The organism is Citrobacter sp. wls717 (genome assembly GCF_005280955.1).
Classification (GTDB): domain Bacteria; phylum Pseudomonadota; class Gammaproteobacteria; order Enterobacterales; family Enterobacteriaceae; genus Citrobacter; species Citrobacter werkmanii.
Window position 1 is genome coordinate 1 of the sequence record NZ_SZWW01000016.1, and the last position, 24,099, is coordinate 24,099.

The following is a 24,099-nucleotide window of genomic DNA, read 5'->3' on the forward strand; positions in this document are numbered from 1 at the left end:
AATCGTGTGAACGAGGCGCATATTAGCGACACCACTCAGCGATGTCAAAGCCTGAATCGATAAATTCAATCGTTTGCCGAAATATTCCCCATTTCGCCGATTATTCAGGCGCAACAGGTTGTTTTATGCACTTTTCCTGTTCGGGCCGCGGGTATTTCCATAGCCAGCGGCCGGTCACCATACGCCAGTAAAATAATGCGGCGCGTACGGCCCAGTCGAAGAACATCCCTAACCAGACGCCGACTACGCCCCATCCTAAAACGATCCCCAGGGTGTAACCTACCACAACGCGACAGCCCCACATGCCCAGCATAGATACCCACATTGCGAAACGGGCATCGCGTGCGCCTTTAAACCCAGCAGGTAATACCCAGGAGGCTGCCCATATCGGCATAAATGCCGCATTGAGCCAAATCAGAATGACTATGACCTCTTTTACGTCCTGATCCTGGGTATAAAACGAGGCCATTACGCCAGCAAAAGGGGCGGTTAGCCAGGCAATGGCAGTTAAACCGATGGTCGACAGCCAGAATACATGACGTAACTGGATTTCGGCTTGGGCAATCTGGCCGTTACCCAAACGCCTGCCGGTGATGATTGTCGACGCAGAGCCTAAAGCATTTCCCGGTAGGTTGATGAGCGCGGCGATAGAAAATGCAATGAAGTTTCCGGCAATTACGCTGGTGCCCATTCCTGAGACAAACATCTGCGTTAACAGTTTACCGCCATTAAACAGCACTGACTCGATGCTGGCTGGAATACCGATCCCCATCACCTCCCAGATAATGGCGAGGTTGAGTGGCTTAAAATAACTTTTGAAAGTGATACGTAACGCCGGATTAAAACCAATCATCAGTACCCAAATAATAGCGATCGCACCTATGTAGCGTGAAATGGTTAGTCCGAGGCCGGCCCCCACGAATCCCAGTCCTTGCCAGGAAAAAATCCCGTAGATCAGGATACTGCTGATGACGATATTCAGAATATTCATGCCGCCATTAATCAACAGCGGTATTTTGGTATTGCCCGCACCGCGTAGGGCACCACTACCGATTAACGCAATAGCTGCCGCCGGGTAGCTGAGCACAGTTAGCTCCAGATAGGTAAGTGCCAAAGCCTTAACGTCTGGCGTTGCTTCACCTGCGACAACGTCAATAATCTGTTGACCAAAATAGTGAATGACTGCAGCCAGCACGGTTGCAAAAATCGTCATGATCACCAGCGATTGTCTGGCAGCAGCTCTGGCCCTGCGCCGATCTCGTTTTCCCAGGCTAAAGGCGACTACCACCGTGGTACCCAGATCGATGGCGGCGAAAAAAGCCATGATAACCATATTGAAACTGTCGGCGAGACCGACACCTGCCATCGCTTCTTTTCCCAACCAGCTCACCAGGAAGGTACTCAGGACACCCATTAACAGCACACAGGTGTTTTCCAGAAAAATAGGGACCGCCAGCGGAGTGATTTCGCGCCAAAAGAGAACTTTATAACTCTTGCGTTTGGCATACCAGGGCGTGCGGGAAGCGACCTGACGTAAGGCAGCGGAGACGTTCAAAGTGGACCTTAAAGAAGAAAGTTGAAACCTCATTTCAAATGATGAGGGAGAATCCAAAAAGCTGCAAAGTTTTTTCCATTTAAAATGTCTGCAAATGCAACAAACTGTCGAGAGAAGCATCAATTGAGCGTTATTCAGGAAAATGGGGTTTGACAAAAAAAATTTCGCCGCTAAGATTAGCCTCCACAACGATTCCTCTGTAGTTCAGTCGGTAGAACGGCGGACTGTTAATCCGTATGTCACTGGTTCGAGTCCAGTCAGAGGAGCCAAATTTAAAAAGCCTGCTTAGGAAACTAAGCGGGCTTTTTTGCCTTTGTTTGGCTGCCAGGCGCAGTTACCTGGCGAGCTGCTTTTTGAGTTGAGTTATACAGTGTTGTTTTTCCACACTGAGTACCGGCGATTAGCACGCCAGTTGATTGCTCCACGTAATCCCTCTCTATGGGAGAATCATTGAGATTCTCTATAACCACTAACATTCCATACGCATACAGATGATACGGCACAAATGAAGCATCGTTTCAGTACTATGCTTAAGCGATAGCATAGGGAAATGGTTATAAGAGCGGCGCTGACCAGGGTTTTTGCTTAAAAAATCGAGGGTTAAAGTTGAAAGAGCGTGAGTAACTCGCTCATACTCTATACTCGCAGTGTTACCCGGCGTAGCATGGCATAACGCTTGGGCTGTTAATGAAAAAGGAAAACGTCGTGGCAGAAGAAACTATATTCAGCAAAATTATCCGTCGTGAAATTCCATCGGATATCGTGTACCAGGATGAACTGGTCACAGCGTTTCGTGATATTTCCCCTCAGGCACCTACGCATATTCTGATCATCCCTAATATCCTGATCCCCACCGTCAACGATGTGACGGCAGAACATGAGCAGGCGCTGGGCCGAATGATTACTGTTGCGGCGAAAATCGCGGAGCAGGAAGGTATTGCTGCGGATGGATACCGTTTAATCATGAATACCAATCGTCACGGCGGCCAGGAGGTGTATCACATTCATATGCACCTGTTGGGTGGACGTGCGCTTGGTCCAATGCTCGCACATAAAGGTCTTTAAGCATGACCAGAGGATGCATTGCACTTTCACTGGGCTTGCTGTTGCTGGCAGGCTGTCGCTCACACCCCGAAATTCCGGTCAGTGATGAACAGTCTCTGGTGATGGAATCAACGATTCTGGCGGCGGGCATAACCGCAGAACAGCCCGTGTTAACAACATCTGATATTCAGGCCTCAGCATCCTCGCGACTCTATAACGAAAGACAAGAATCCGTCACCGTGCATTATCGGTTTTACTGGTATGACGCCAGAGGGTTGGAGATGCACCCTCTGGAAGCGCCACGCAGCGTGACTATCCCGGCTCATTCGTCGGTCACACTGTACGGCAGCGCCAATTATCTGGGGGCGCACAAGGTTAGACTTTATCTATATTTGTAAGGGGTGAATCTTGATGATCAAAATGAATCGCTACGCATTGCTTGCCGCGCTGGCGATGTTTCTTTCTGGGTGTGTGGCTCAACGTGAACCCGCGCCGGTAGAGGAAGTGAAGCCGGTACCGGAACAGCCCGCGCAGCCGCAACAGCCAGTACCAGTAGTACCAACGGTGCCAGGTATACCGCAGCAGCCGGGTCCGATCGAACACGAGGATCAAACGGCGCAGCCAACACCGCGCCAACGTCACTACGACTGGAACAGCGCAATGCAGCCGATGGTAGGTAAAATGCTGCAGGCCGATGGTGTCAAAGCGGGTGGTGTTCTGCTGGTTGATAGCGTGAATAATCGTACCAACGGCTCGTTGAACGCTGGCGAAGCGACTGAAACCTTACGTAACGCGCTGGCGAATAACGGCAAATTTACCCTGGTTTCCGCCCAGCAACTGGCTGTCGCCAAGCAGCAGTTAGGTCTGTCGCCGAACGATAGCCTTGGAACGCGCAGCAAAGCGATTGGTATTGCCCGTAACGTTGGTGCGCAGTATGTGCTCTACTCCAGCGCATCTGGCAACGTCAATTCGCCGGCACTGCAAATGCAATTAATGCTGGTACAAACTGGCGAGATAATCTGGTCAGGTAAAGGTGCCGTTCAGCAACAATAACAGACTGACGCGCGATGAAGTGCTGTCGCGCTACTTTCCGCAGTATCATCCCGTCGTAGCCAGCCACCACGGCCTGAGCGGCGGGAGCTGCATTATCGAATATCAGACCCACCGTTTAGTGCTGCGCTGTCATCACGACCCCGACGCGCCTGAATCGCATTTTCTGCGCCAATATCATGCCTTAAAACACCTACCGGAAAATCTTGCGCCCCGACCTCGTTTTTATACGCGTGGCTGGATGGCAGTCGACTTTTTTCAGGGTAAGGTAGAATCCAGATTACCGGACGCCGACGAACTTGCTGACTTATTGTATTATCTGCATCAGCAACCCCGACTGGGCTGGCGAATCAGTCTGCTGCCGTTACTCGAACAGTACTGGCAGTGCGGTGATCCGGCGCGTCGTACACCACATTGGTTACGAGCGCTGAAGCGGCTAAGAAAAAGCGGCGAGCCCCGACCTTTGCGGCTGGGGCCGCTGCATATGGATGTCCACGGTGACAACATCGTGCGCGGGCCGTCAGGGTTGCGGCTGATTGACTGGGAATATGCCGGAGACGGCGATATCGCCCTCGAGCTGGCAGCGGTGTGGGTCAGTGATGAACTCCAGCACCAACAGCTGGTCAGCGCCTATGGCCGACGAGCACGCATTGAGCCAACCGTTTTGTGGCGACAGGTCAGGCGATGGCGACCCTGGGTAATCATGCTAAAAGCGGGGTGGTTTGAGTATCGCTGGCGACAAACCGGCGATCAACAATTTATCAGGCTGGCCGATGAAACCTGGCGGCAGCTAACAATGAAAGGATGAGGAGAGCAGTGTGGGCCCAGTAATGTTGGATGTCGAAGGGTATGAGCTGGACGCTGAAGAGCGAGAGATTCTGGCGCATCCGCTGGTAGGTGGGTTGATTCTCTTTACCCGAAATTATCATGACCCGGAACAGTTGCGTGAGTTAGTGCGTCAGATCCGTAGCGCGTCACGTAATCATTTGGTCGTGGCGGTTGATCAGGAAGGCGGACGCGTGCAGCGTTTTCGCGAAGGTTTTACCCGCCTGCCTGCGGCGCAATCCTTTGCCGCGCTACACGGTCTGGAAGAGGGCGGCAAACTGGCTCAGGACGCGGGGTGGCTGATGGCCAGCGAAATGATCGCCATGGATATTGATATTAGCTTTGCACCGGTTCTGGACGTGGGACATATCAGCGCAGCGATCGGCGAGCGCTCTTACCATGCCGATCCGCTGAAAGCGTTGGCGATGGCGACCCGCTTCATTGACGGTATGCATGCCGCTGGCATGAAGACCACCGGTAAACACTTCCCCGGGCATGGAGCTGTGACGGCGGATTCGCACAAAGAAACGCCAACCGATCCACGTTCAGAAGCTGAGATTCGTGCGAAGGATATGTCCGTGTTCCGGACGTTAATTACGGAAAACAAACTCGATGCCATTATGCCTGCGCACGTTATCTACAGCGATGTTGATCCGCGTCCGGCGAGTGGTTCGCCTCACTGGTTGAAGACGGTACTGCGTCAGGAGCTTGGCTTCGACGGCGTTATTTTCTCTGACGATCTGTCGATGGAGGGTGCGGCGATTATGGGAAGCTACGCCGAGCGTGGGCAGGCATCGCTGGATGCTGGTTGCGATATGATCCTGGTCTGCAATAATCGTAAGGGAGCGGTCAGTGTGTTAGATAATCTGTCGCCGATCAATGCAGAACGTGTTACACGTTTGTATCATAAAGGTTCATTTTCACGTCAGGAACTGATGGACTCGACACGCTGGAAGACGGTAAGCGCCCAGCTCAACCAGCTTCATGAGCGCTGGCAGGAAGAGAAAGCAGGTCATTAACGCACGTTTGGCGAGGATGCGATGATTATCTATTTACACGGTTTTGACTCTAATAGTCCGGGCAACCACGAGAAGGTGTTGCAGCTGCAATTTATCGACCCGGATGTCAGGCTGATTAGCTACAGTACACGGCATCCTAAACATGATATGCAGCATCTGCTGAAAGAAGTGGACAAAATGTTGCAGCTTAATGTGGACGACCGTCCGCTGATTTGTGGCGTCGGGCTGGGGGGATATTGGGCAGAACGCATTGGTTTCCTGTGTGATATTCGTCAGGTGGTATTTAATCCTAACCTGTTCCCATATGAGAATATGGAAGGGAAAATCGACAGACCTGAAGAGTATGCTGACATTGCGACAAAATGCGTGACCAATTTTCGTGAAAAGAACCGCGATCGTTGCCTGGTGATCCTCTCTCGCCATGATGAAGCACTGAACAGTCAGCGCTCGTCAGAAGAGCTGCATCACTTTTATGAGATCGTCTGGGACGAAGAGCAGACGCATAAGTTTAAAAATATCTCCCCGCATTTGCAGCGCATTAAGGCGTTCAAGACGTTAGGTTAAGCCTGATGAGCGTCTAAAAAACCAGCTTTCGGGCTGGTTTTTTTGTCCTTAACCTTCGGGTTGTCTATCTTTTCAGCATCAAAACTTGATGCACATCAATTTTGGTATGACCAATGCACCGTTCGTGTTATTCTCACTCTCGAAGGACATTTTCATTATCGTAACTTGTTGTTAATTAAAGGCTATGCCAATAACTTTTAATTAACAATTGGTTAATAAATTTGAGGGGGTCACGTTGACTACACCATTGAAAAGGATCGTGATTGTCGGCGGCGGTGCTGGCGGACTGGAAATGGCGACGCAGCTAGGTAAAAAGCTGGGGCGTAAGAAAAAGGCCAAAATTACGCTGGTGGACAGAAACCACAGCCATTTATGGAAACCGTTACTGCATGAAGTGGCGACCGGTTCTCTGGATGAAGGTGTTGATGCGCTGAGCTATCTGGCGCATGCCCGTAACCATGGCTTCCAGTTCCAGTTGGGCTCGGTGGTTGATATCGATCGCGAAGCGAAGACCATTACTATCGCTGAGCTGCGCGATGAGAAGGGCGATCTGCTGGTTCCTGAGCGTAAAGTGCCGTATGACACGCTGGTGATGGCGCTGGGCAGTACGTCCAACGATTTCAACACGCCGGGCGTCAAAGAGAACTGTATTTTCCTTGATAACCCGCATCAGGCGCGTCGTTTCCACCAGGAGATGCTGAATCTGTTCCTCAAGTATTCCGCGAATCTGGGCGTTAACGGTAAAGTGAATATTGCCATTGTCGGCGGCGGCGCGACGGGGGTTGAACTCTCCGCGGAACTGCACAATGCGGTTAAACAGCTGCACAGTTATGGCTATAAAGGACTGACCAATGACGCGCTGAACGTTACGTTGGTTGAAGCCGGTGAGCGTATCCTGCCGGCATTGCCGCCGCGGATTTCCAGCGCCGCGCACAATGAATTAACTAAACTGGGCGTACGCGTACTGACGCAGACGATGGTTACCAGCGCTGACGAAGGCGGGTTGCATACCAAAGATGGCGAATACATTGAGGCTGACCTGATGGTGTGGGCCGCAGGGATCAAAGCGCCAGACTTTATGAAGGATATTGGCGGTCTGGAAACGAACCGGATTAACCAACTGGTGGTTGAGCCGACGCTGCAAAGCACACGCGATCCTGACGTGTATGCGATTGGCGACTGCGCTTCCTGCGCGCGTCCGGAAGGTGGATTTGTGCCGCCGCGCGCTCAGGCTGCGCACCAGATGGCGACCTGCGCGATGAACAATATCCTGGCGCAGATGAACGGCAAGCCGTTGAAAGCGTATCAGTACAAAGATCACGGTTCTCTGGTCTCGCTTTCTAACTTCTCTACCGTCGGTAGCCTGATGGGCAACCTCACGCGCGGTTCAATGATGGTAGAAGGCCGTATTGCGCGCTTTGTCTACATCTCACTGTATCGTATGCATCAGATTGCGCTGCATGGTTACTTCAAAACCGGCCTGATGATGCTGGTCGGCAGTATTAACCGGGTGATTCGTCCGCGTCTGAAACTGCATTAATATTGACCTCAGGCGTCGGACAATTTCACGCATCCGACGCCTTCCTTCAGAGTTCTCTGAATCATCTCGCTTTATCCCTGCCTTCCGCTATTTTCATCCGTAATCTGATTGGCATTCCTTACCTTCTGTTGCAAAGTTGTTGCTAATAGCAAAAAAGGAGGAAGTCCCGTGAATAAATCAATGTTGGCGGGTATAGGGATTGGCGTAGCTGCTGCGCTGGGTGTTGCAGCGGTGGCCAGTCTTAACGTTTTCGAGCGTGGCCCACAGTATGCACAAGTTGTCTCTGCAACACCGATTAAAGAATCGGTAAAAACGCCACGTCAGGAGTGTCGGAACGTGACGGTCACGCACCGCAAGCCGGTGCAAGATGAAAACCGTATCGCGGGTTCTGTGCTGGGTGCCGTAGCTGGCGGTGTTATCGGCCATCAGTTTGGTGGCGGACGCGGTAAAGATATTGCCACCGTGGCCGGTGCATTAGGCGGCGGCTATGCCGGTAACCAGATCCAGGGTTCGATGCAAGAAAACGATACGTACACCACCACGCAGCAGCGCTGTAAAACGGTGTATGACAAATCAGAAAAAATGCTGGGCTACGACGTGACGTACAAAATTGGCGATCAGCAGGGGAAAATTCGTATGGATAAGGACCCCGGCGCGCAAATTCCGTTGGATAACAACGGACAGTTGGTACTGAATAACAAAGCGTAAAATAGCATTATCCTGAACATTAGCCCCCCATTCGCTCAGGCTGGGGGGCTTTTTTTATCAGAAGGTTAAGGCGTAGTTCAGACCAAAGGTACGACCCCGGCCCTTGTATTCATACAGTGACGGGCTGCCATAAGTTGGGCTGTACAGCAGTGGCGCACGCTGTCCCCATAGCGTGGTGTACTCTTCATTCAGCAGGTTTTCCACGCTGAAGGTCAGCTTACCTAACGGGAGCTGGTAGCTGCCGATAAAGTCCATGGTGTTATAGCCGTCCAGCTTATTGCCGCTGGCGTCACTCAGATCAAATGTTTGCTGGCTCTGTACACGCAGCGACCACGGTTCAGGCGCCCAGCCGACCCATGCGGTTGCTTTAGATGGTGAAGCCAGAGTGACATCCCATTTCTGCCATTTACCGTTTTGTTTCACTTCGGATTTAATGACGTTGAAGTTGCCGCCCAGACTCCAGTCAGTATCGGCGATGAAATAATCTACCGCACCTTCCAGACCATAAATCCGACGATCGTCGGGCTGTACGTTTATGGTCATATCACTGCGGTTGATAACGATCGATTTATCCGAAGTGGAGTAATAAGCAGCCAGTTGCGTGCGCAGGTTATCGCCCGTGTAACGCCATCCCAGCTCGTACGAGTTAACTTTAATCCCTTCCAGGCGAGAATCCGCCACGTTGACGCTGCGCAGAAGTTGATAATGATCGCCAACCAGAGAATAGGTGCCGTTACCGTAATATTTCCCCGGATCCGGAAGCTCAACGCCTTGAGAGAAGTTAAACCAGGTTTGCTGGCGCTCAGTCAGGTGGGCGAGGATCCCGGCGTTAAACAGGAAGTTATCGTAATCGGTTTTGCCGCCCGGAATGGTATCGGCGGAGTTTGCAAGGCCCGTCGCGATTCCCTGCTGTTGGGCATAGCCAACGAAATCATCAACCCTGTTTTCGGTCCATTGATAGCGTACGCCGCCACTGAGAGTGAAGATATCGTTTATGTCATAGCTGTTTTGCAGGAAAGGCGCGAAGTTGGTGATGCTGTAACCAGGATAACGCCCGGTAGTATAAGCGGTACGGTTGTCCATGCCACCGGAGGGCAGAGAGTAAGCCAGATCGAAGAATTTCTGATTGGAATCGAAGGTTTCATGATCCGCATCGATACCCCACGTCAGTTCCCAGTCATCCATCACCTGGCTGTTGAGGGTAATTTTGGCACCGAACTGGTCGGTATCCTGCTGTGAGGCGGAGAAACTGGTGACCTTGCCTTTGCTCAGCGTAGGGAAGGGGTAGAATTTTAGCGATTCGTCGCGGTAATAGATTTGACTGACCAGGTTCTGACCAAAGAAGTCTGCATCGGAATATTGCAGACTGATCAGATGACGCTCGGTGCCGGGAATACGATCGGAGTTCAGTCCGCTGCTGGTATAAGCTTTACCGTTTCCGGTCACGGCGGACATGTTCTCGCCGAGATCCAGCCCGTAATCTTCATCCCCCTGGCTCTTGTAGTACTGGGTAACCAGTTGTAATTGACGGTTATCATCCAGCTCAATCGTCCCGGTGCCCATCACGTCCAGACGATCGGAATGCTGCAGGCCGGTTTGGGTGTTATCCAGCAGCAGAGCATCGTGGTTGCCGTCATACCAACCGCCAAACCGTTGATACGCGACGGACATACGACCGGATGCACGATCGGTTCCTCCACTCACCGCGGCGGCGACGCGTTCGTCATGATCGTTACTGTTATTAAACCCGCTTTTACTGCCCAGTTCGAGTTCGACTTCACGCTCAGGCTGACCTTTTTTGGTGACGATGTTGATCAAACCGCCGGTACTTCCTCCGCCATACAAGGATGTTGCGCCTGAGATGACTTCAATATGAGCAATGTTAAACGGGTCAATGGAGTCAAGTTGACGGCTGTCGGTACGGGAGGAATTCAGACGGACACCGTCTATCAATACTACGATGGCGCGACCGCGCATGTTCATGCCGTAATTGGTTCGTCCCTGACTGCTGACATCAATTCCGGGGATTAACTGAGCAAGAACATCCTTGAACTCTTTACCACCCTGAACTTGCTGTTCAATTTCGCTTCCTTCAATAACCCAGGTCGTTTGCGCCATTTCTGCCACGGTGCGTTGGCTGCGGTTAGCGCTGACGATGAGATTCTCTTCCTCCGCTGCGATAGCCGGTAGGGTTAAGGATAATAAGAGCGGATTGAGCACCCAGAGACGCTTATGCATTTGTATTCCTTTTAAAAAAGTCGGTCTGTTTTTGTTATTGCGGTAGAGAAACCGATAGTTACATTGGGAAACAGGTGTTAAAACAAATGCGAATATTGCTGATAATAATTGTCGTTATCAATACATTTTTTAAAAAAGATCTGCTAATGCGATGAAAACAATAAGGAATGAAGGGTTATTGGTACAAAAAACCGAGGGCTTTTAGCCCCCGGCGGTGTCATCTGTTCGTGGAAGAGAGAGGAGAGGGTTAAGCTTTGATGAGTTCGGGCCACAGCCGTAGGGTGGTGTGTGCGATCTGCATCAGTTTCTCAAATGATGCGCCTTCGCGGGCGCTAATCGACATACCCTGTAAAATGCAGTTCAGATATTCGGCCAGCTTTTGCACGTCGCAGTGGGCCGGAATTTCGTCACGCTGCTGGCGCTGACGAAGGAACTGGGTAAGCGTCTGTTCCTGCATCGCATGGCGTGATTTCACCGTGTGGGCGATCTCGCGGGAAGAGGCCGCCAGCGTCGCGGACGTATTAATCATAAAACATCCTGCCGGAGTATCTTTACTGGTAAAGCAGGTCGCTATGGCGGTGAAATAGTCTTCCAGTGCTGACTGAAGGCTTTTTTCTTCGCAAAACAGCTGAGCTTCGTGTTTCGCCGCGAAGCGAGTTATATAGCGGTCCAGCACGGCACGAAACAACCCTTCCTTGTTGGTAAACTCCGCATACAGCGTGGGCGCTTTCGCACCCGTTGCTTCCACGAGATCGGCGAGCGATGTCGCTTCATATCCGTGCTGCCAGAAGAGTGTCATGGCCTTATCAAGCGCGGCTTCCCTGTCGAACACTTTTGGTCGGCCACGGCTTTTTTTTGCACAACCTGTCGTTTCAGTTGTCATGGCGCCGATGTACCTTTGTTGGCTTTATTGAATAATCATTATAAAAATATTCCCCGCCACACTCCAGCGGATTAGCGATAAAAATAATTTATAGCTATTAGCATGAAAAATAAGGTCTTTATCTTTTATATAACGATCATTATAAAAAAATGTTGACGTGTGACCTGGATCACATCTATGATTTAACTATCGATCGTTAAGTTAATCATTACGACACCCATTCATCTGCAAAAGGTCACTATTATGAAAAACGTAAAAACTCTGTTTGTTGCTGCTGTTCTTAGCTCACTGTCATTTGCCAGCTTCGCCGCTGTTGAAGTTCAGGGCACGCCTGCAGGTCAACAGAAAGTTGGTACTATCTCTGCAAATGCGGGGACGAACTTAGGTTCTCTGGAAGATCAACTGGCGCAGAAAGCGGATGAGATGGGCGCGAAGTCTTTCCGTATTACATCCGTTACCGGTCCTAACACCCTTCACGGGACTGCCGTTATCTACAAATAAGATTTAACCCATCGTAATGCCACTGCGAGTTAAATAAAAAACCCCCGCGGAATAAAATCCAGCGGGGGTTTTTTTATGGGTAATGTTTACATCGGTTGTTGAGCCACGTCGTGATGACGGGTGACATCGACCGGCATGCCTGAGCGAATCTCCATCGCATGTTCCATGACGGCAGGGTCCGTTTGCGCCGCATTCTTAAAGGTTTGCATTGCGGCGTTCAACACGATCGGCAGCAGTTGCGGGTCATCATTGATCTTTTCTGACAGCGGCTGGGGCACTTCCACCAGCCGCATGCCGTTAGGTTCGACTGAGGCTTTGATCGGCGTGTTAATGATATTGACTTTGGTTCCTGGCTTCACTTGACGGAACAGGGTTTCAATATCACCGTCGCGCAGACGAATACAACCGGAACTGACACGCATACCGATACCAAAGTCAGCATTGGTGCCGTGCAGCAGATAAACACCGCCGTATGCGGCTAAGCGAATTGCGTGATGGCCCATCGGGTTATCTGGCCCGGCAGGGACAACGGCAGGAAGATCGATGCCGTTTGCTTTATAGCGCGCGCGGATATTTGCCGTAGGCGTCCAGGTGGGATTAGCGCGTTTATCGGAAATGGTGGTTACCATGGTGGGCGTCAGCGTATCACCACCTAACTGGCCAATGCCAATAGGATATACGGTCACCGAATTTGTCCCCGGCTGGTAATAATAAAGACGCAGTTCGGCGAGGTTGATGACAATACCTTCGCGCGGCGCATCCGGTAACAGGGTTTGCAATGGGATAGTCAAAACGCTGCCAGGACGAGGCACGAAAGGATCAACGCCGGGGTTGGCCTGCAGCAGCGCTAAAAAGCCAACGTTGTATTTTTTCGCAATAGCTTCGAGAGAACCGCCATTGTCTTCGACAACGTGAACGGCATTCTGTCCCACCAGACGGCTTCCCGGCGGCGGCAGCGGCCAGGTGTTTGCCTGAGCCGGAAATGCTAACGCGAAGGTCGCTGCAAGCGTAAAAAACGCTAACCAGCGAGAGAGTCGTTTATTGTTTAACATCACCATAAATCCATTGTTTTTACGTGGTTTTTATTATGTAAAAGTAAACAAGAATTATGGCCGTTTGCTGTGTCGGGAAGTGCAGGGAAGTGCAAAGAGTTTGTAAATTCACAGGCCGGGAGCGTTATGTGCGCTCCCGGCCTGCTCACTATGCTACGGCGTTTTCTTCAAGTTGGCGCATAAACTGGCGTACCCAGTCGATTCGCGTTTTACGCTCGCCCAGATCCTGCATAAATTTCAGCCGGGTTGGACCGTCCAGACGGAAGTGCTGCGGCTGTTTTTGCAGTAAACCAATCAGCCACACCGGGTTAACGTGGTTTTTCTCTGCAAACTCAATCGTGCCGCCTTTTTCATTGCCTTCAAGCTTTCTGATGCCCAGTTTCTGCGCCTGTTGGCGTAACCGGGCAATATCCAGCAACGTACGGGCCGGGTCGGGCAGCAGACCAAAACGGTCTATCAGCTCGACCTTAATTTCTTCCAACTCGTTTTCGCCTTTCGCACTGGCAATACGTTTGTAGAACGACAGTCGCGTGTTGACATCGGGAATATAGTCATCCGGCAGCAGTGACGGCATGCGCAGTTCAACTTCGGTTTGCTGGCTGGTGAGATCTTCCAGCGACGGTTCGCGTCCCTCTTTGAGCGCATCGACAGCATTTTCCAGCAGCTCCATATACAGCGAGAAGCCGATGCTTTCCATGGAACCACTCTGATCTTCACCCAGCAGTTCCCCGGCGCCGCGAATTTCAAGGTCGTGGGTCGCCAGCGCAAAGCCAGCGCCCAAATCTTCCAGCGAGGCGATGGCTTCCAGGCGCTTTTGCGCGTCGGTGGTCATCGCTTTTGGATGCGGCGTTAGCAGCCAGGCGTACGCCTGATGGTGTGAACGTCCCACACGGCCGCGCAACTGGTGTAATTGCGCCAAACCAAAGTGATCGGCGCGTTCGATGATAATGGTGTTGGCGGTCGGGATGTCGATCCCGGTTTCGATAATGGTGGTGCACACCAGCACGTTAAAGCGCTGATGGTGGAAATCGTTCATCACGCGTTCCAGTTCGCGCTCGCGCATTTGACCATGGCCGATACCAATACGCGCTTCCGGCACCAGTTCCGCTAATCTGTCAGCGGTTTTCTGGATATTTTCGACGTCGTTAAACAGATAATAAACTTGCCCCCCGCGCAGAACTTCACGCAGGATAGCCTCGCGAACCACCAGATTGTCATATTCACGCACAAAGGTTTTCACCGCCAGACGACGGGCAGGAGGCGTGGCGATGATCGACAGATCGCGCATGCCGCTCATCGCCATATTGAGCGTACGCGGAATAGGCGTTGCCGTCAGCGTCAGGATATCGACATCCGCGCGCATTGCTTTGATGCGCTCTTTATGACGAACGCCAAAACGGTGCTCTTCATCGACAATCAACAGACCAAGATCTTTCAGCTTCACGTCCGCTTGCAGCAGTTTGTGGGTGCCAATGAGAATATCGATTTTCCCTTCGGCCACCTGCTCCAGAATCTGCGCTTGCTCTTTGGCGCTACGGAAACGGGACAGCATTTCAATACGTACCGGCCAGTTGGCAAAGCGATCACGGAAGTTGTCGAAGTGCTGCTGAGCGAGCAGGGTAGTCGGAACCAGCACGGCCACCTGCTTGTGGTTCTCTACGGCGAGGAAGGCGGCGCGCATCGCGACTTCGGTTTTACCAAAGCCGACGTCGCCACACACCAGGCGGTCCATAGCCAGCGGCTGGCACATATCGCTGAGCACCGCGTTGATCGCCTGCGCCTGATCGGGCGTAGTTTCAAACGGGAAACTGTCGCAAAACAGTTGGTACTGCTCACGATCATGCTTAAAGGCAAAGCCTTCTTTCGCCGCCCGCTGAGCATAGATATCCAATAGTTCTGCCGCGACATCGCGCACCTTCTCAGCAGCTTTCTGGCGGGCACGAGACCAGGCATCGCCGCCCAGTTTATGTAGCGGGGCATTTTCTTCCGCGCCGCCAGCGTAACGGCTGATCAGGTGCAACGATGACACAGGCACGTACAGTTTGGCGTCGTTGGCGTAGGTGAGCATCAGGTACTCGCCGGTGATACCGCCCGCTTCCAGCGTGGTCATCCCGGCATAACGGCCAACGCCGTGCTCCAGGTGCACCACCGGTTGACCGGGATGCAGTTCGGCGAGGTTACGAATTAACGTATCAGGATTGATGGTGCGACGAGAATCCTGGCGGCGGCGCGCCACGCGCTCCCCGAGCAGATCGCTTTCGCAAATCAGCGCCAGGTTGCGTTTGCTATCAATGAAGCCGTGTTCGGCTGCGCCAATCATCAGATAGCGACCATTGTCGACGGCTTCGTCGAGACGCAATATGCGCTTCGGCGCGATTTTGATACGGGCGAGCAGTTCGCCAAGCGCTTCGCGGCGACCTTCGCTTTCAACGGAGAAAATCACCGGGCCGGTGAAGCCTTCAAGGAATTTACGTAACGCATCTAACGGCGCTTTTTGCTGCGCCTGAACCGCGATATCTGGCAACTTCTGGAAGCCGAGGTTAGTATTCGCGGCTTTGTTCGCCAGAGTCTCAGTTTTCAGTTGAACACGGGGCCAGCGTTTAAGTTCGGAGAACAGCTCATCTACGCGCAGCCACAGCGAATGTGGCGGCAGAAGCGGGCGCATCGGATCAACACCCCGGTTCTCAAAACGCGACAGGGTATCAGCCTGGAAGCGCTCCGCACTGGTCTCGATATCGCCCGTATTGACCAATAACGTATTGGCGGGGAAATAGCTGAACAGGGGGGGCAGCGGCTCGCTGAAAAACAATGGCTGCCAGTATTCGATCCCGGCAGGTAACGTGCCTTTGCTGACCTGCTGGTAAATATGTTCGGCGTCGCGTTTAACTTCAAAGGTATCGCGCCACTGGCTGCGGAACAGCTCAATCGCCGTTTTATCGGTCGGGAATTCATGCGCGGGCAGCAAATTAATGGCGTCGACTTCTTCCAGTGTGCGCTGGGTGTCGGTATCAAACAGACGCAGACTGTCGATTTCATCATCAAAGAAATCCAGTCGATAAGGTAATTCGCTGCCCATGGGGAACAGATCCAACAATGCGCCGCGCGTGGCGTATTCGCCGTGCTCCATCACCTGATCAACATGACGGTAGCCCGCGCTGTCCAGTTGTTCGCGCAGGGCGTCGCGCGAAAGCCGCTGACCTTTTTTCATCACCAACGCATGACCATGCAGATAGCTGTGCGGACAGACGCGCTGCATCAGCGTGTTCACTGGCACAATCAGTACACCGCGCTGCATCGCGGGGAGTTGATACAGCGTGGAAAGCCGCGAGGAGATAATCTCCTGATGAGGGGAAAAGCTATCGTAGGGCAGCGTTTCCCAGTCCGCCAGGTTCATTACCATCTGGTCGGTAAACTGACGAATTTCATCATGCAGTCGCAGGGCATTTTGCATGTCCGGCGCGATCAGTACGACAGGACCCGCATGACGTTCAGCAATTTCAGCGACCAGCGTCGCGCAAGCTGCGCCGGTCAGTTCGCCTAACTGGCGCTGGTCGGAAGCGCTGGCCGGGAGCGTGTAACGATGTTGTTCAGGCATTCGGTTGTCAGGATCTCGTTTAGATATACATCTGATAAGCAATGTTCTTTATTATCCGTGATCGTTTCTCATAAGCAAATTGATTCGCCCCCTGATGGGGGCAAAAAGCGCGTTGAAATTAGCGCGAGGCCGTCGATAAAGACGGTGGAGAAAAGAGCAAGTCGGCAATGGTTTTTTGCGAAATCTTACGCACCAGCAAGCCAAACAGAGTGCACAACAGCAGGCAGGCGAAGGGATAAACCAGCAGCAGGAGCAACTCGCCGTACGCAGGCCAGGCGGCATGATTGATTTTGGGGATTAGCGTTAAGCTGAACAGCTCAACCAAAATACGGTGGGTGGTATAGATGGCGATAGTATTGGATCCAATCACGCTTAACGGGCTGGATGCGCGCATACCAAAGCGCTGCTCGAACTGATAAAACAGCTTCATGATTAGTACAATAGACAGGAGGGAAAGCAGTAGCGAAATATTTGCCAGCCACGCGACCACAGCGGCCATTAAGCTAACCATAAATATGAGCGTATGGCGGCGCAGAGGCACCTCTTTGATCCATACCATCAGCGTTGCGCCAAACCAGGCGCCGAGGCTGTACCAGGGCAGATTGCGAATCACGCTGTTCATTCCCCACCACGGCGTGGGGAAAAAATTGATCGCCACGCTCAGCACGACAAACAGCGCCAACAGCGGTAACGCCCAGCGGTTGAACATCTTACACAGCACAAAATAGACAATCAGCGCATACAGATACCACAAGCTGGTGCTGGCGGTCAGCATCCCGTGGGTAAAGCCAGCGATTGAACCGGCATACGCGGCGTTGGCGGCATGACTCAGATCGCGTTGCGGAGCCAACCAGTTATTGAGCGAGACTAACGCCAGCCATTGCACGACTCCCCATAGCACCAGTACCCAGGCAATACTCCAGATCCGTTTATCCACACAGGTTGTCCAGGGTACGCTATCGATGTAGCGGCGGATTAAATAGCCCGAAATAAAGAAAAATACCGGCATACGAAACGGCGCCAGGTACAGATTGAGGTAAATCCAGCATTTGCTCAGCATCTCTGAAAGCGGATACTGAAAGGTGGTGAGGTGTGGGTAAAACGTAATGACTGAGTGATATATTACCACCAGGCAAATGCATAACCCTTTGATTTGATTAATCCATAATTCTTTTTTATTCATTGAGACAGCGTACCCATATTGTTTGCTATAGCCTGCCATCCTGCGCAACCCGCTGTACGCTGTAATGCGTAACTGTCTGCATTTTGTTTTTTTTAGGATAAAGATCAGGGACCCGGACTGAAGGGGGGAGGGGTATCTACAGCGAATTGATTTATCTATCCTTTTAGGAATAGTGCTGACGAACACTTACGGTTCAGTCATTTACCCATTCCGCTTTCGCTTATATACTCGTGACTTTGCTAACAGCAACCAGACGGATTTCATGTACCAACCTGTCGCTCTATTCATCGGCCTGCGTTATATGCGCGGGCGTGCAGCAGATCGCTTCGGTCGCTTCGTTTCCTGGCTCTCCACCATCGGCATTACTCTCGGGGTAATGGCGCTGGTCACAGTGTTGTCAGTGATGAACGGTTTCGAGCGCGAGCTGCAAAACAATATCCTTGGCCTGATGCCCCAGGCTGTTCTCTCGTCTGAACAGGGTTCCTTAAACCCGCAGCAACTGCCGGAAAAAGCGGTGGTGTTGAACGGCGTCAACCGCGTTGCACCCATAACAACGGGTGATGTGGTGCTGCAAAGTGCGCGTAGCGTGGCGGTTGGCGTAATGCTGGGTATCGACCCGGCGCAAAAAGATCCGCTCACGCCGTATCTGGTCAATGTGAAGCAAACAGATCTGCAACCGGGTAAGTATAATGTCATCCTCGGTGAGCAGCTTGCCGGGCAGTTGGGCGTTAACCGTGGCGATCAAATTCGCGTAATGGTGCCGTCCGCCAGTCAGTTTACGCCGATGGGGCGTCTGCCTAGCCAGCGTCTGTTTACGGTGATCGGCACCTTTGCCGCTAACAGCGAAGTCGACGGCTACCAGATGCTGACCAACATTCAGGATGCGTCACGCCTGATGCGCTACCCGGTGGGTAATATCACCGGCTGGCGTTTGTGGTTGAACGAGCCGTTAAAGGTTGACACGTTGAGCCAGCAAACGCTGCCGCAAGGTACCAAATGGCAGGACTGGCGCGAGCGTAAAGGGGAATTATTCCAGGCCGTGCGTATGGAGAAAAACATGATGGGGCTGCTGCTCAGTCTGATCGTGGCGGTGGCGGCTTTTAATATTATTACCTCGCTGGGTCTGATGGTAATGGAGAAGCAAGGGGAAGTGGCGATTCTACAAACTCAGGGGCTAACGCCGCGGCAGATAATGATGGTGTTTATGGTTCAGGGGGCCAGTGCCGGGATTATCGGCGCGCTGCTGGGCGCAGGGCTGGGCGCATTGCTCGCCAGTCAACTGAACAACCTGATGCCCATTATCGGCGTGCTTCTGGATGGCGCTGCGCTGCCGGTCGCCATCGAGCCGCTGCAGGTTATCGTCATTGCGCTGGTGGCGATGGCCATCGCGCTGCTGTCTACGCTTTATCCTTCCTGGCGCGCTGCCGCCACTCAACCCGCTGAGGCTTTACGTTATGAATAAGATCCTGTTGCAATGCGACAACCTGTGCAAACGCTATCAGGAAGGCACAGTGCAGACTGATGTCCTGCACGATGTCAGTTTTTGCGTTGGCGAAGGCGAGATGATGGCGATTGTCGGCAGCTCCGGCTCCGGTAAGAGTACGCTGCTCCATCTGTTAGGTGGGCTGGATACGCCAACTTCCGGCGACGTCATTTTTAACGGTCAGCCGATGAGCAAACTCTCGTCTGCGGCGAAGGCGGAGCTGCGCAATCAGAAGCTGGGCTTTATTTACCAGTTCCACCATCTGCTACCGGACTTTACCGCGCTGGAAAACGTGGCGATGCCGCTGCTGATTGGCAAGAAAAAACCGGCTGAAATCACCGCGCGCGCGCGCGATATGCTGAAAGCGGTAGGGCTGGACCATCGTGCCGGCCATCGCCCGTCTGAACTGTCGGGCGGCGAGCGTCAGCGCGTGGCGATTGCCCGTGCGCTGGTGAATAATCCTCGTCTGGTGCTGGCGGATGAACCAACGGGTAACCTTGATGCGCGCAACGCGGACAGCATTTTCGAGCTTCTGGGGGAGCTTAACCGCTCTCAGGGCACGGCATTTCTGGTGGTGACGCACGATCTGCAGTTGGCGAAGCGCATGAGCCGCCAGCTTGAAATGCGCGATGGTCGCCTGACGGCTGAACTGAGCCTGATGGGAGCAGAGTAATGGCTTCGCCTTTATCGTTATTGATTGGCCTGCGTTTTAGCCGAGGTCGGCGGCGCGGCGGTATGGTCTCGCTGATTTCGGTGATTTCTACCGTTGGCATCGCGTTGGGTGTGGCGGTGTTGATCGTCGGGTTAAGCGCCATGAATGGCTTTGAGCGTGAGTTGAACAACCGTATTCTGGCCGTGGTCCCGCACGGTGAAATTGAGGCCGTCAACCAGCCGTGGAACAACTGGCAGGAAGCGCTCGATAAAGTACAGAAAGTGCCTGGTATTGTCGCCGCAGCGCCCTATATCAACTTTACCGGACTGGTGGAGAGTGGGGCGAATCTACGCGCGGTGCAGGTGAAGGGCGTTGACCCGAAACAGGAGCAGCGTTTAAGCGCGCTGCCATCGTTCGTGCAGAACCACGCCTGGGATAATTTCAAAGCCGGTGAGCAGCAAATCATCATTGGTAAGGGGATTGCCGATGCGCTGAAGGTGAAGCAGGGCGACTGGGTATCGATTATGATCCCTAACGCCAGTGCGGACCATAAGTTACAGCAGCCTAAACGCGTGCGTTTGCACGTGACTGGCATTTTGCAGCTGAGCGGTCAGCTCGATCACAGCTTTGCCATGATCCCCATGGAAGACGCGCAGCAATACCTGGATATGGGATCCAGCGTTTCCGGGATCGCGCTAAAAGTTAACGACGTCTTTAACGCCAATAAACTGGTACGTGACGCGGGTGAAGTCACCAATAACTATGTTTATATTAAGAGCTGGATTGGCACCTACGGCTATATGTATCGAGATATCCAGATGATCCGCGCCATCATGTATCTGGCGATGGTGCTGGTGATTGGCGTGGCCTGTTTTAATATCGTTTCCACGTTAGTGATGGCGGTAAAAGACAAAAGCGGTGATATTGCGGTATTAAGAACCCTGGGGGCTAAAGATGGTTTGATCCGTGCCATTTTTGTCTGGTACGGCCTGCTGGCGGGTTTGTTCGGTAGTCTGATAGGCGTCGTCATCGGGGTGGTTGTCTCGCTGCAGTTGACGCCGATCATCAATGGCATCGAGGCGCTTATCGGCCATCAGTTCCTGTCTGGTGATATCTATTTCATTGACTTCCTGCCATCGGAATTACACTGGCTGGATGTGATCTACGTGCTGGTGACAGCATTAGTGCTGAGTCTTTTGGCGAGTTGGTATCCGGCGCGTCGCGCCAGCAATATTGATCCTGCGAGAGTACTTAGCGGCCAATAACAATAAGAAGGAGCGGTGATGTATTACGGATTTGACATCGGCGGGACCAAAATTGCGCTGGGAGTATTTGATAACCAACGCCGTTTGCAATGGGAAACACGCGTCCCTACGCCTCGCGACAGCTATGAAGCTTTCCTTAATGCGGTCTGCAATCTGGTAATGGAAGCGGACCAGCGATTCGGCGTCAAAGGTTCGGTGGGTATCGGCATTCCTGGCATGCCGGAAACAGAAGACGGTACGCTGTACGCGGCCAATGTGCCTGCCGCCAGTGGTAAACCGCTCCGTGCCGATCTCAGCGCCCGCCTTGACCGCGATGTTCGCCTGGACAACGATGCCAACTGTTTTGCCCTCTCTGAAGCCTGGGACGACGAGTTCACTCAGTATCCGCTGGTTATGGGGTTAATCCTCGGCACCGGTGTCGGCGGTGGACTGGTGCTTAACGGTAAATCTATCACCGGACGCAGCTATATCACCGGTGAGTTTGGTCATATTCGTTTGCCTGTCGATGCGCTGACGCTGATGGGATTTGATTTCCCACTGCGCCGCTGCGGATGCGGTCAATTGGGCTGTATTGAAAGCTATCTCTCCGGCGGTGGATTTGCGTGGTTGTATCAGCATTACTACCATCAACCGCTGGATGCCCGTGAAATTATCGCGCTGTGGGAGCAGGGGGATGAGCAAGCGCGCGCCCATGTTGAACGTTATCTGGATTTACTGGCAGTCTGTTTGGGGAATATCCTGACCATCGTTGATCCTGATTTAGTGGTGATTGGTGGTGGTTTGTCGAATTTTTCCGCTATTACGACGCAACTGGCGGACAGATTGCCACGCCATCTGCTGCCGGTTGCCCGAGTGCCGCGTATTGAGCAGGCGCGGCACGGTGATGCGGGTGGAATGCGCGGGGCCGCTTTTTTACATCTTACCGATTAATACAAAGAGGTTGTTATGCTGTCGCGTCGGAGTCATCGGTTAAGCCGCTTTCGTAAAAATAAACGCCATTTGCGCGATCGCCTGCGTCAACGAATCTTTTTCAGAGACAGAGTGGTGCCTGAATTGATGGAAAAACCAAGAGTGCTGGTACTGACGGGAGCGGGGATTTCTGCCGAGTCAGGTATTCGAACCTTCCGCGCGACGGATGGTCTTTGGGAAGAACATCGGGTCGAAGACGTTGCGACTCCGGAAGGGTTTAGTCGCAACCCGGAACTGGTTCAGTCGTTTTATAACGCCCGTCGTCATCAATTGCAGCAACCAGAAATCCAGCCCAACGCGGCGCATATCGCGCTGGCAAAACTTGAAGCCGAGCTGGGTGACCGTTTTTTACTGGTGACGCAGAATATTGATAACCTGCATGAACGCGCGGGCAGCCAGAATGTCATCCATATGCACGGCGAACTGCTCAAGGTTCGCTGTTCGCAAAGCGGACAGATTCTGGAGTGGACGGGCGATGTGACTGCGGAAGACAAATGCCATTGCTGCCAGTTCCCGGCTCCGCTGCGACCGCACGTCGTGTGGTTTGGCGAAATGCCGCTGGGAATGGATGAAATTTATATGGCGCTGGCAATGGCGGATGTGTTTATTGCCATTGGCACATCAGGCCATGTTTACCCGGCCGCGGGTTTTGTGCATGAGGCGCGGCTGCATGGAGCGCATACGGTAGAGTTAAATCTCGAGCCGAGCCAGGTGGGAAGCGAATTCGAAGAGAAGCATTACGGTCCGGCAAGCCAGGTGGTGCCTGAGTTTGTTGAGAAGTTATTGAAAGGGCTGTGATTTTTTTTGCCGGATGGCGGCAAATGCCTTATCGGGCCTACGCTTCGTATTGATGTAGGCCCGATAAGCGTAGCGCCATCGGGCATTCCTTACAACGCTGAATTAGCGTCCTGCTTTCAGCTTCTGATAATACTCTTCATAAATGGCGCTGGCGGAGCCGACGTCATTTTGCCATTCCCCTTTATTGATGGTATCAGCATCAGGGTAGAGCGTTTTATCGTTCGCCACTTCCGGGCTCAGCAGCTTACGTGCCGCCAGGTTTGGCGTTGGATAACCGATAGTTTCTGCGACTTCTTTCGCCACGTCCGGGCGCAGCAGGAAGTTAATCAGCTTCAGCGCACCTTCTTTGTTTTTCGCATTAGCCGGAATAGACAGACTGTCCATCCAGAAAATACCCCCTTCCTTCGGCCACACCACCTCCAGCGGCGTACCCGCCTGGCGCGCGACATATGCGGAGCCGTTCCACACCATCCCCAGATTGACTTCGCCTTCCATATACGGGTTGGCCGGGTTGTCAGAGTTAAATGCCGCGACGTTAGGCATCAGCTTCTTCAACTCGTTATAGGCGGCTTCAATCTCTTTTGGATCGGTGGTATTGCCGGAATACCCCAGCTTGCGCAGCGCCATCTGGAAGACTTCACGCGCGTCATCGGTTAACAACAGGCTACCTTTGTACTCCGGTTTCCACAGGTCGGCCCAACTGGTTACGGTTTTCGGGTCGATGGCATCGCTGTTGACGCCTATGGCCGTCGCACCCCAGATATACGGAATGGAGTAGTCATTGTTGGGGTCAAACGGCTTGTTGAGCATTTCCGGATCGAGGTTGTGAAAATTGGTCAACGTCGACTTGTCGATCTTCTGGATCATGCCTTCTTTACGCATTTTATCGACGTAATAGGTAGACGGAACCACCAGATCGTACGCACCGTCTTTATAGGTTTTGAGCTTGGCGTACATGGTTTCATTCGACTCATAGGTCGAATAGATAACCTTAATGCCGGTCTCTTTGGTGAACTGCTCCAGCAGTCCTGGCGGCACATACTCAGTCCAGTTATAGAAATAGAGCGTGTTGTTGTCATTCGCGTGAGCGGCGCTCATGCCCAGTGCCAGAGCACCCGCCGCGAGCAGGTGGCGTGACCATTTTTTCATCATTTAACGTCCCCTGAATTAAGGGC

Annotated in this window: 21 protein-coding genes and 1 tRNA gene; 15 read left to right on the forward strand and 7 right to left on the reverse strand. The window is 52.6% G+C overall.

What is annotated here, in order from left to right; genetic code table 11:
* Positions 1-100: 100 nt before the first annotated feature.
* Positions 101-1,588 (reverse strand): EmmdR/YeeO family multidrug/toxin efflux MATE transporter, encoded by a 1,488-nt coding sequence (locus tag FDX09_RS09910; RefSeq protein ID WP_121528886.1) that lies wholly within the window; start codon positions 1,586-1,588, stop codon positions 101-103.
* A gap of 160 nt (positions 1,589-1,748) precedes the next feature.
* Between FDX09_RS09910 and FDX09_RS09915 the strand changes: the two genes are divergently transcribed.
* The 9 genes from FDX09_RS09915 to FDX09_RS09955 all read left to right on the forward strand — a co-directional run bounded on the left by FDX09_RS09915 (position 1,749) and on the right by FDX09_RS09955 (position 8,305).
* Positions 1,749-1,824 (forward strand) — tRNA-Asn (locus FDX09_RS09915).
* Positions 1,825-2,260: 436 nt separating this feature from the next.
* Positions 2,261-2,620 (forward strand): purine nucleoside phosphoramidase, encoded by a 360-nt coding sequence (gene hinT, locus FDX09_RS09920; protein ID WP_003030826.1) that lies wholly within the window; start codon positions 2,261-2,263, stop codon positions 2,618-2,620.
* A gap of 2 nt (positions 2,621-2,622) precedes the next feature.
* Entirely contained in the window at positions 2,623-2,997 is a 375-nt protein-coding gene (locus tag FDX09_RS09925; protein ID WP_038639814.1) for a YcfL family protein, read from the forward strand.
* Positions 2,998-3,010: 13 nt separating this feature from the next.
* A complete protein-coding gene (gene lpoB, locus FDX09_RS09930; protein ID WP_042309113.1) occupies positions 3,011-3,652 on the forward strand; it encodes a penicillin-binding protein activator LpoB in 642 nt (213 codons plus the stop codon).
* Positions 3,633-4,457, forward strand: coding sequence for a thiamine kinase (thiK, locus tag FDX09_RS09935; protein WP_038639820.1), 825 nt, complete (start codon positions 3,633-3,635; stop codon positions 4,455-4,457). The genes lpoB and thiK overlap by 20 nt, the downstream gene beginning before the upstream one ends.
* A gap of 10 nt (positions 4,458-4,467) precedes the next feature.
* Entirely contained in the window at positions 4,468-5,493 is a 1,026-nt protein-coding gene (gene nagZ, locus FDX09_RS09940; RefSeq protein ID WP_069323339.1) for a beta-N-acetylhexosaminidase, read from the forward strand.
* A gap of 21 nt (positions 5,494-5,514) precedes the next feature.
* Positions 5,515-6,057 (forward strand): alpha/beta hydrolase YcfP, encoded by a 543-nt coding sequence (ycfP, locus tag FDX09_RS09945; protein ID WP_003030817.1) that lies wholly within the window; start codon positions 5,515-5,517, stop codon positions 6,055-6,057.
* 235 nt (positions 6,058-6,292) lie between these two features.
* Positions 6,293-7,597, forward strand: coding sequence for an NADH-quinone dehydrogenase (ndh, locus tag FDX09_RS09950; RefSeq protein WP_038639829.1), 1,305 nt, complete (start codon positions 6,293-6,295; stop codon positions 7,595-7,597).
* 168 nt (positions 7,598-7,765) lie between these two features.
* Positions 7,766-8,305, forward strand: coding sequence for a glycine zipper 2TM domain-containing protein (locus FDX09_RS09955; RefSeq protein WP_003030814.1), 540 nt, complete (start codon positions 7,766-7,768; stop codon positions 8,303-8,305).
* Between the two features lie 57 nt (positions 8,306-8,362).
* Here the strand turns inward: FDX09_RS09955 and FDX09_RS09960 are convergent, their stop codons facing one another.
* Positions 8,363-10,543 carry a TonB-dependent siderophore receptor gene (locus tag FDX09_RS09960; protein WP_038639832.1) on the reverse strand — a complete coding sequence of 727 codons (2,181 nt, stop codon included), beginning with the start codon at positions 10,541-10,543 and terminating at the stop codon, positions 8,363-8,365.
* A 247-nt stretch (positions 10,544-10,790) separates the two neighbouring features.
* Complete coding sequence (comR, locus tag FDX09_RS09965) at positions 10,791-11,426, reverse strand: TetR family copper-responsive transcriptional repressor ComR (RefSeq protein WP_038639835.1); 636 nt, start codon at positions 11,424-11,426, stop codon at positions 10,791-10,793.
* 243 nt (positions 11,427-11,669) lie between these two features.
* Here comR and bhsA point away from each other — a divergent pair, with 243 nt between their 5' ends.
* Positions 11,670-11,927: a multiple stress resistance protein BhsA gene (gene bhsA / locus FDX09_RS09970; RefSeq protein WP_137347137.1), complete on the forward strand. Its 258-nt coding sequence runs from the start codon at positions 11,670-11,672 to the stop codon at positions 11,925-11,927.
* Between the two features lie 86 nt (positions 11,928-12,013).
* On the opposite strand, the gene FDX09_RS09975 is transcribed toward bhsA, so the two are convergent.
* From FDX09_RS09975 to FDX09_RS09985, 3 genes are all read right to left on the reverse strand, one after another.
* On the reverse strand, positions 12,014-12,979 hold the full coding sequence (locus tag FDX09_RS09975) for a L,D-transpeptidase family protein (protein ID WP_137347138.1): 966 nt from the start codon (positions 12,977-12,979) through the stop codon (positions 12,014-12,016).
* A gap of 148 nt (positions 12,980-13,127) precedes the next feature.
* Entirely contained in the window at positions 13,128-16,574 is a 3,447-nt protein-coding gene (gene mfd / locus FDX09_RS09980; protein WP_087857772.1) for a transcription-repair coupling factor, read from the reverse strand.
* A gap of 118 nt (positions 16,575-16,692) precedes the next feature.
* Entirely contained in the window at positions 16,693-17,757 is a 1,065-nt protein-coding gene (locus tag FDX09_RS09985) for an acyltransferase family protein (RefSeq protein WP_137347139.1), read from the reverse strand.
* Positions 17,758-18,019: 262 nt separating this feature from the next.
* Between FDX09_RS09985 and lolC the strand changes: the two genes are divergently transcribed.
* Genes lolC through cobB form a run of 5 tightly spaced genes read left to right on the forward strand, consistent with a single transcriptional unit; the run spans position 18,020 to position 22,924 of the window.
* A complete protein-coding gene (gene lolC, locus FDX09_RS09990; protein WP_038639847.1) occupies positions 18,020-19,219 on the forward strand; it encodes a lipoprotein-releasing ABC transporter permease subunit LolC in 1,200 nt (399 codons plus the stop codon).
* Complete coding sequence (gene lolD / locus FDX09_RS09995) at positions 19,212-19,913, forward strand: lipoprotein-releasing ABC transporter ATP-binding protein LolD (RefSeq protein WP_137347140.1); 702 nt, start codon at positions 19,212-19,214, stop codon at positions 19,911-19,913. Before lolC ends, lolD begins: the two co-directional genes overlap by 8 nt.
* Entirely contained in the window at positions 19,913-21,157 is a 1,245-nt protein-coding gene (lolE, locus tag FDX09_RS10000; protein ID WP_069323346.1) for a lipoprotein-releasing ABC transporter permease subunit LolE, read from the forward strand. The genes lolD and lolE overlap by 1 nt, the downstream gene beginning before the upstream one ends.
* Positions 21,158-21,175: 18 nt before the next feature.
* Positions 21,176-22,087, forward strand: a complete 912-nt coding sequence (gene nagK, locus FDX09_RS10005; protein ID WP_085048504.1) for an N-acetylglucosamine kinase — start codon at positions 21,176-21,178, stop codon at positions 22,085-22,087.
* 15 nt (positions 22,088-22,102) lie between these two features.
* Entirely contained in the window at positions 22,103-22,924 is an 822-nt protein-coding gene (gene cobB, locus FDX09_RS10010; protein ID WP_069323348.1) for a Sir2 family NAD+-dependent deacetylase, read from the forward strand.
* Between the two features lie 102 nt (positions 22,925-23,026).
* Here the strand turns inward: cobB and potD are convergent, their stop codons facing one another.
* Positions 23,027-24,073, reverse strand: a complete 1,047-nt coding sequence (gene potD / locus FDX09_RS10015; protein WP_121530002.1) for a spermidine/putrescine ABC transporter substrate-binding protein PotD — start codon at positions 24,071-24,073, stop codon at positions 23,027-23,029.
* Positions 24,074-24,099 lie beyond the last annotated feature (26 nt).

Excerpts from the sequence above, each read along its gene's own strand:
- FDX09_RS09910 (WP_121528886.1), bottom strand. The coding sequence starts at position 1,588 with ATGAGGTTTCAACTTTCTTCTTTAAGGTCCACTTTGAACGTCTCCGCT.
- FDX09_RS09925 (WP_038639814.1), top strand. The coding sequence starts at position 2,623 with ATGACCAGAGGATGCATTGCACTTTCACTGGGCTTGCTGTTGCTGGCA.
- lpoB (WP_042309113.1), top strand. The coding sequence starts at position 3,011 with ATGATCAAAATGAATCGCTACGCATTGCTTGCCGCGCTGGCGATGTTT.
- ycfP (WP_003030817.1), top strand. The coding sequence starts at position 5,515 with ATGATTATCTATTTACACGGTTTTGACTCTAATAGTCCGGGCAACCAC.
- FDX09_RS09960 (WP_038639832.1), bottom strand. The coding sequence starts at position 10,543 with ATGCATAAGCGTCTCTGGGTGCTCAATCCGCTCTTATTATCCTTAACC.
- comR (WP_038639835.1), bottom strand. The coding sequence starts at position 11,426 with ATGACAACTGAAACGACAGGTTGTGCAAAAAAAAGCCGTGGCCGACCA.
- bhsA (WP_137347137.1), top strand. The coding sequence starts at position 11,670 with ATGAAAAACGTAAAAACTCTGTTTGTTGCTGCTGTTCTTAGCTCACTG.
- FDX09_RS09975 (WP_137347138.1), bottom strand. The coding sequence starts at position 12,979 with ATGTTAAACAATAAACGACTCTCTCGCTGGTTAGCGTTTTTTACGCTT.
- mfd (WP_087857772.1), bottom strand. The coding sequence starts at position 16,574 with ATGCCTGAACAACATCGTTACACGCTCCCGGCCAGCGCTTCCGACCAG.
- FDX09_RS09985 (WP_137347139.1), bottom strand. The coding sequence starts at position 17,757 with ATGAATAAAAAAGAATTATGGATTAATCAAATCAAAGGGTTATGCATT.
- lolC (WP_038639847.1), top strand. The coding sequence starts at position 18,020 with ATGTACCAACCTGTCGCTCTATTCATCGGCCTGCGTTATATGCGCGGG.
- lolD (WP_137347140.1), top strand. The coding sequence starts at position 19,212 with ATGAATAAGATCCTGTTGCAATGCGACAACCTGTGCAAACGCTATCAG.
- lolE (WP_069323346.1), top strand. The coding sequence starts at position 19,913 with ATGGCTTCGCCTTTATCGTTATTGATTGGCCTGCGTTTTAGCCGAGGT.
- nagK (WP_085048504.1), top strand. The coding sequence starts at position 21,176 with ATGTATTACGGATTTGACATCGGCGGGACCAAAATTGCGCTGGGAGTA.
- cobB (WP_069323348.1), top strand. The coding sequence starts at position 22,103 with ATGCTGTCGCGTCGGAGTCATCGGTTAAGCCGCTTTCGTAAAAATAAA.
- potD (WP_121530002.1), bottom strand. The coding sequence starts at position 24,073 with ATGAAAAAATGGTCACGCCACCTGCTCGCGGCGGGTGCTCTGGCACTG.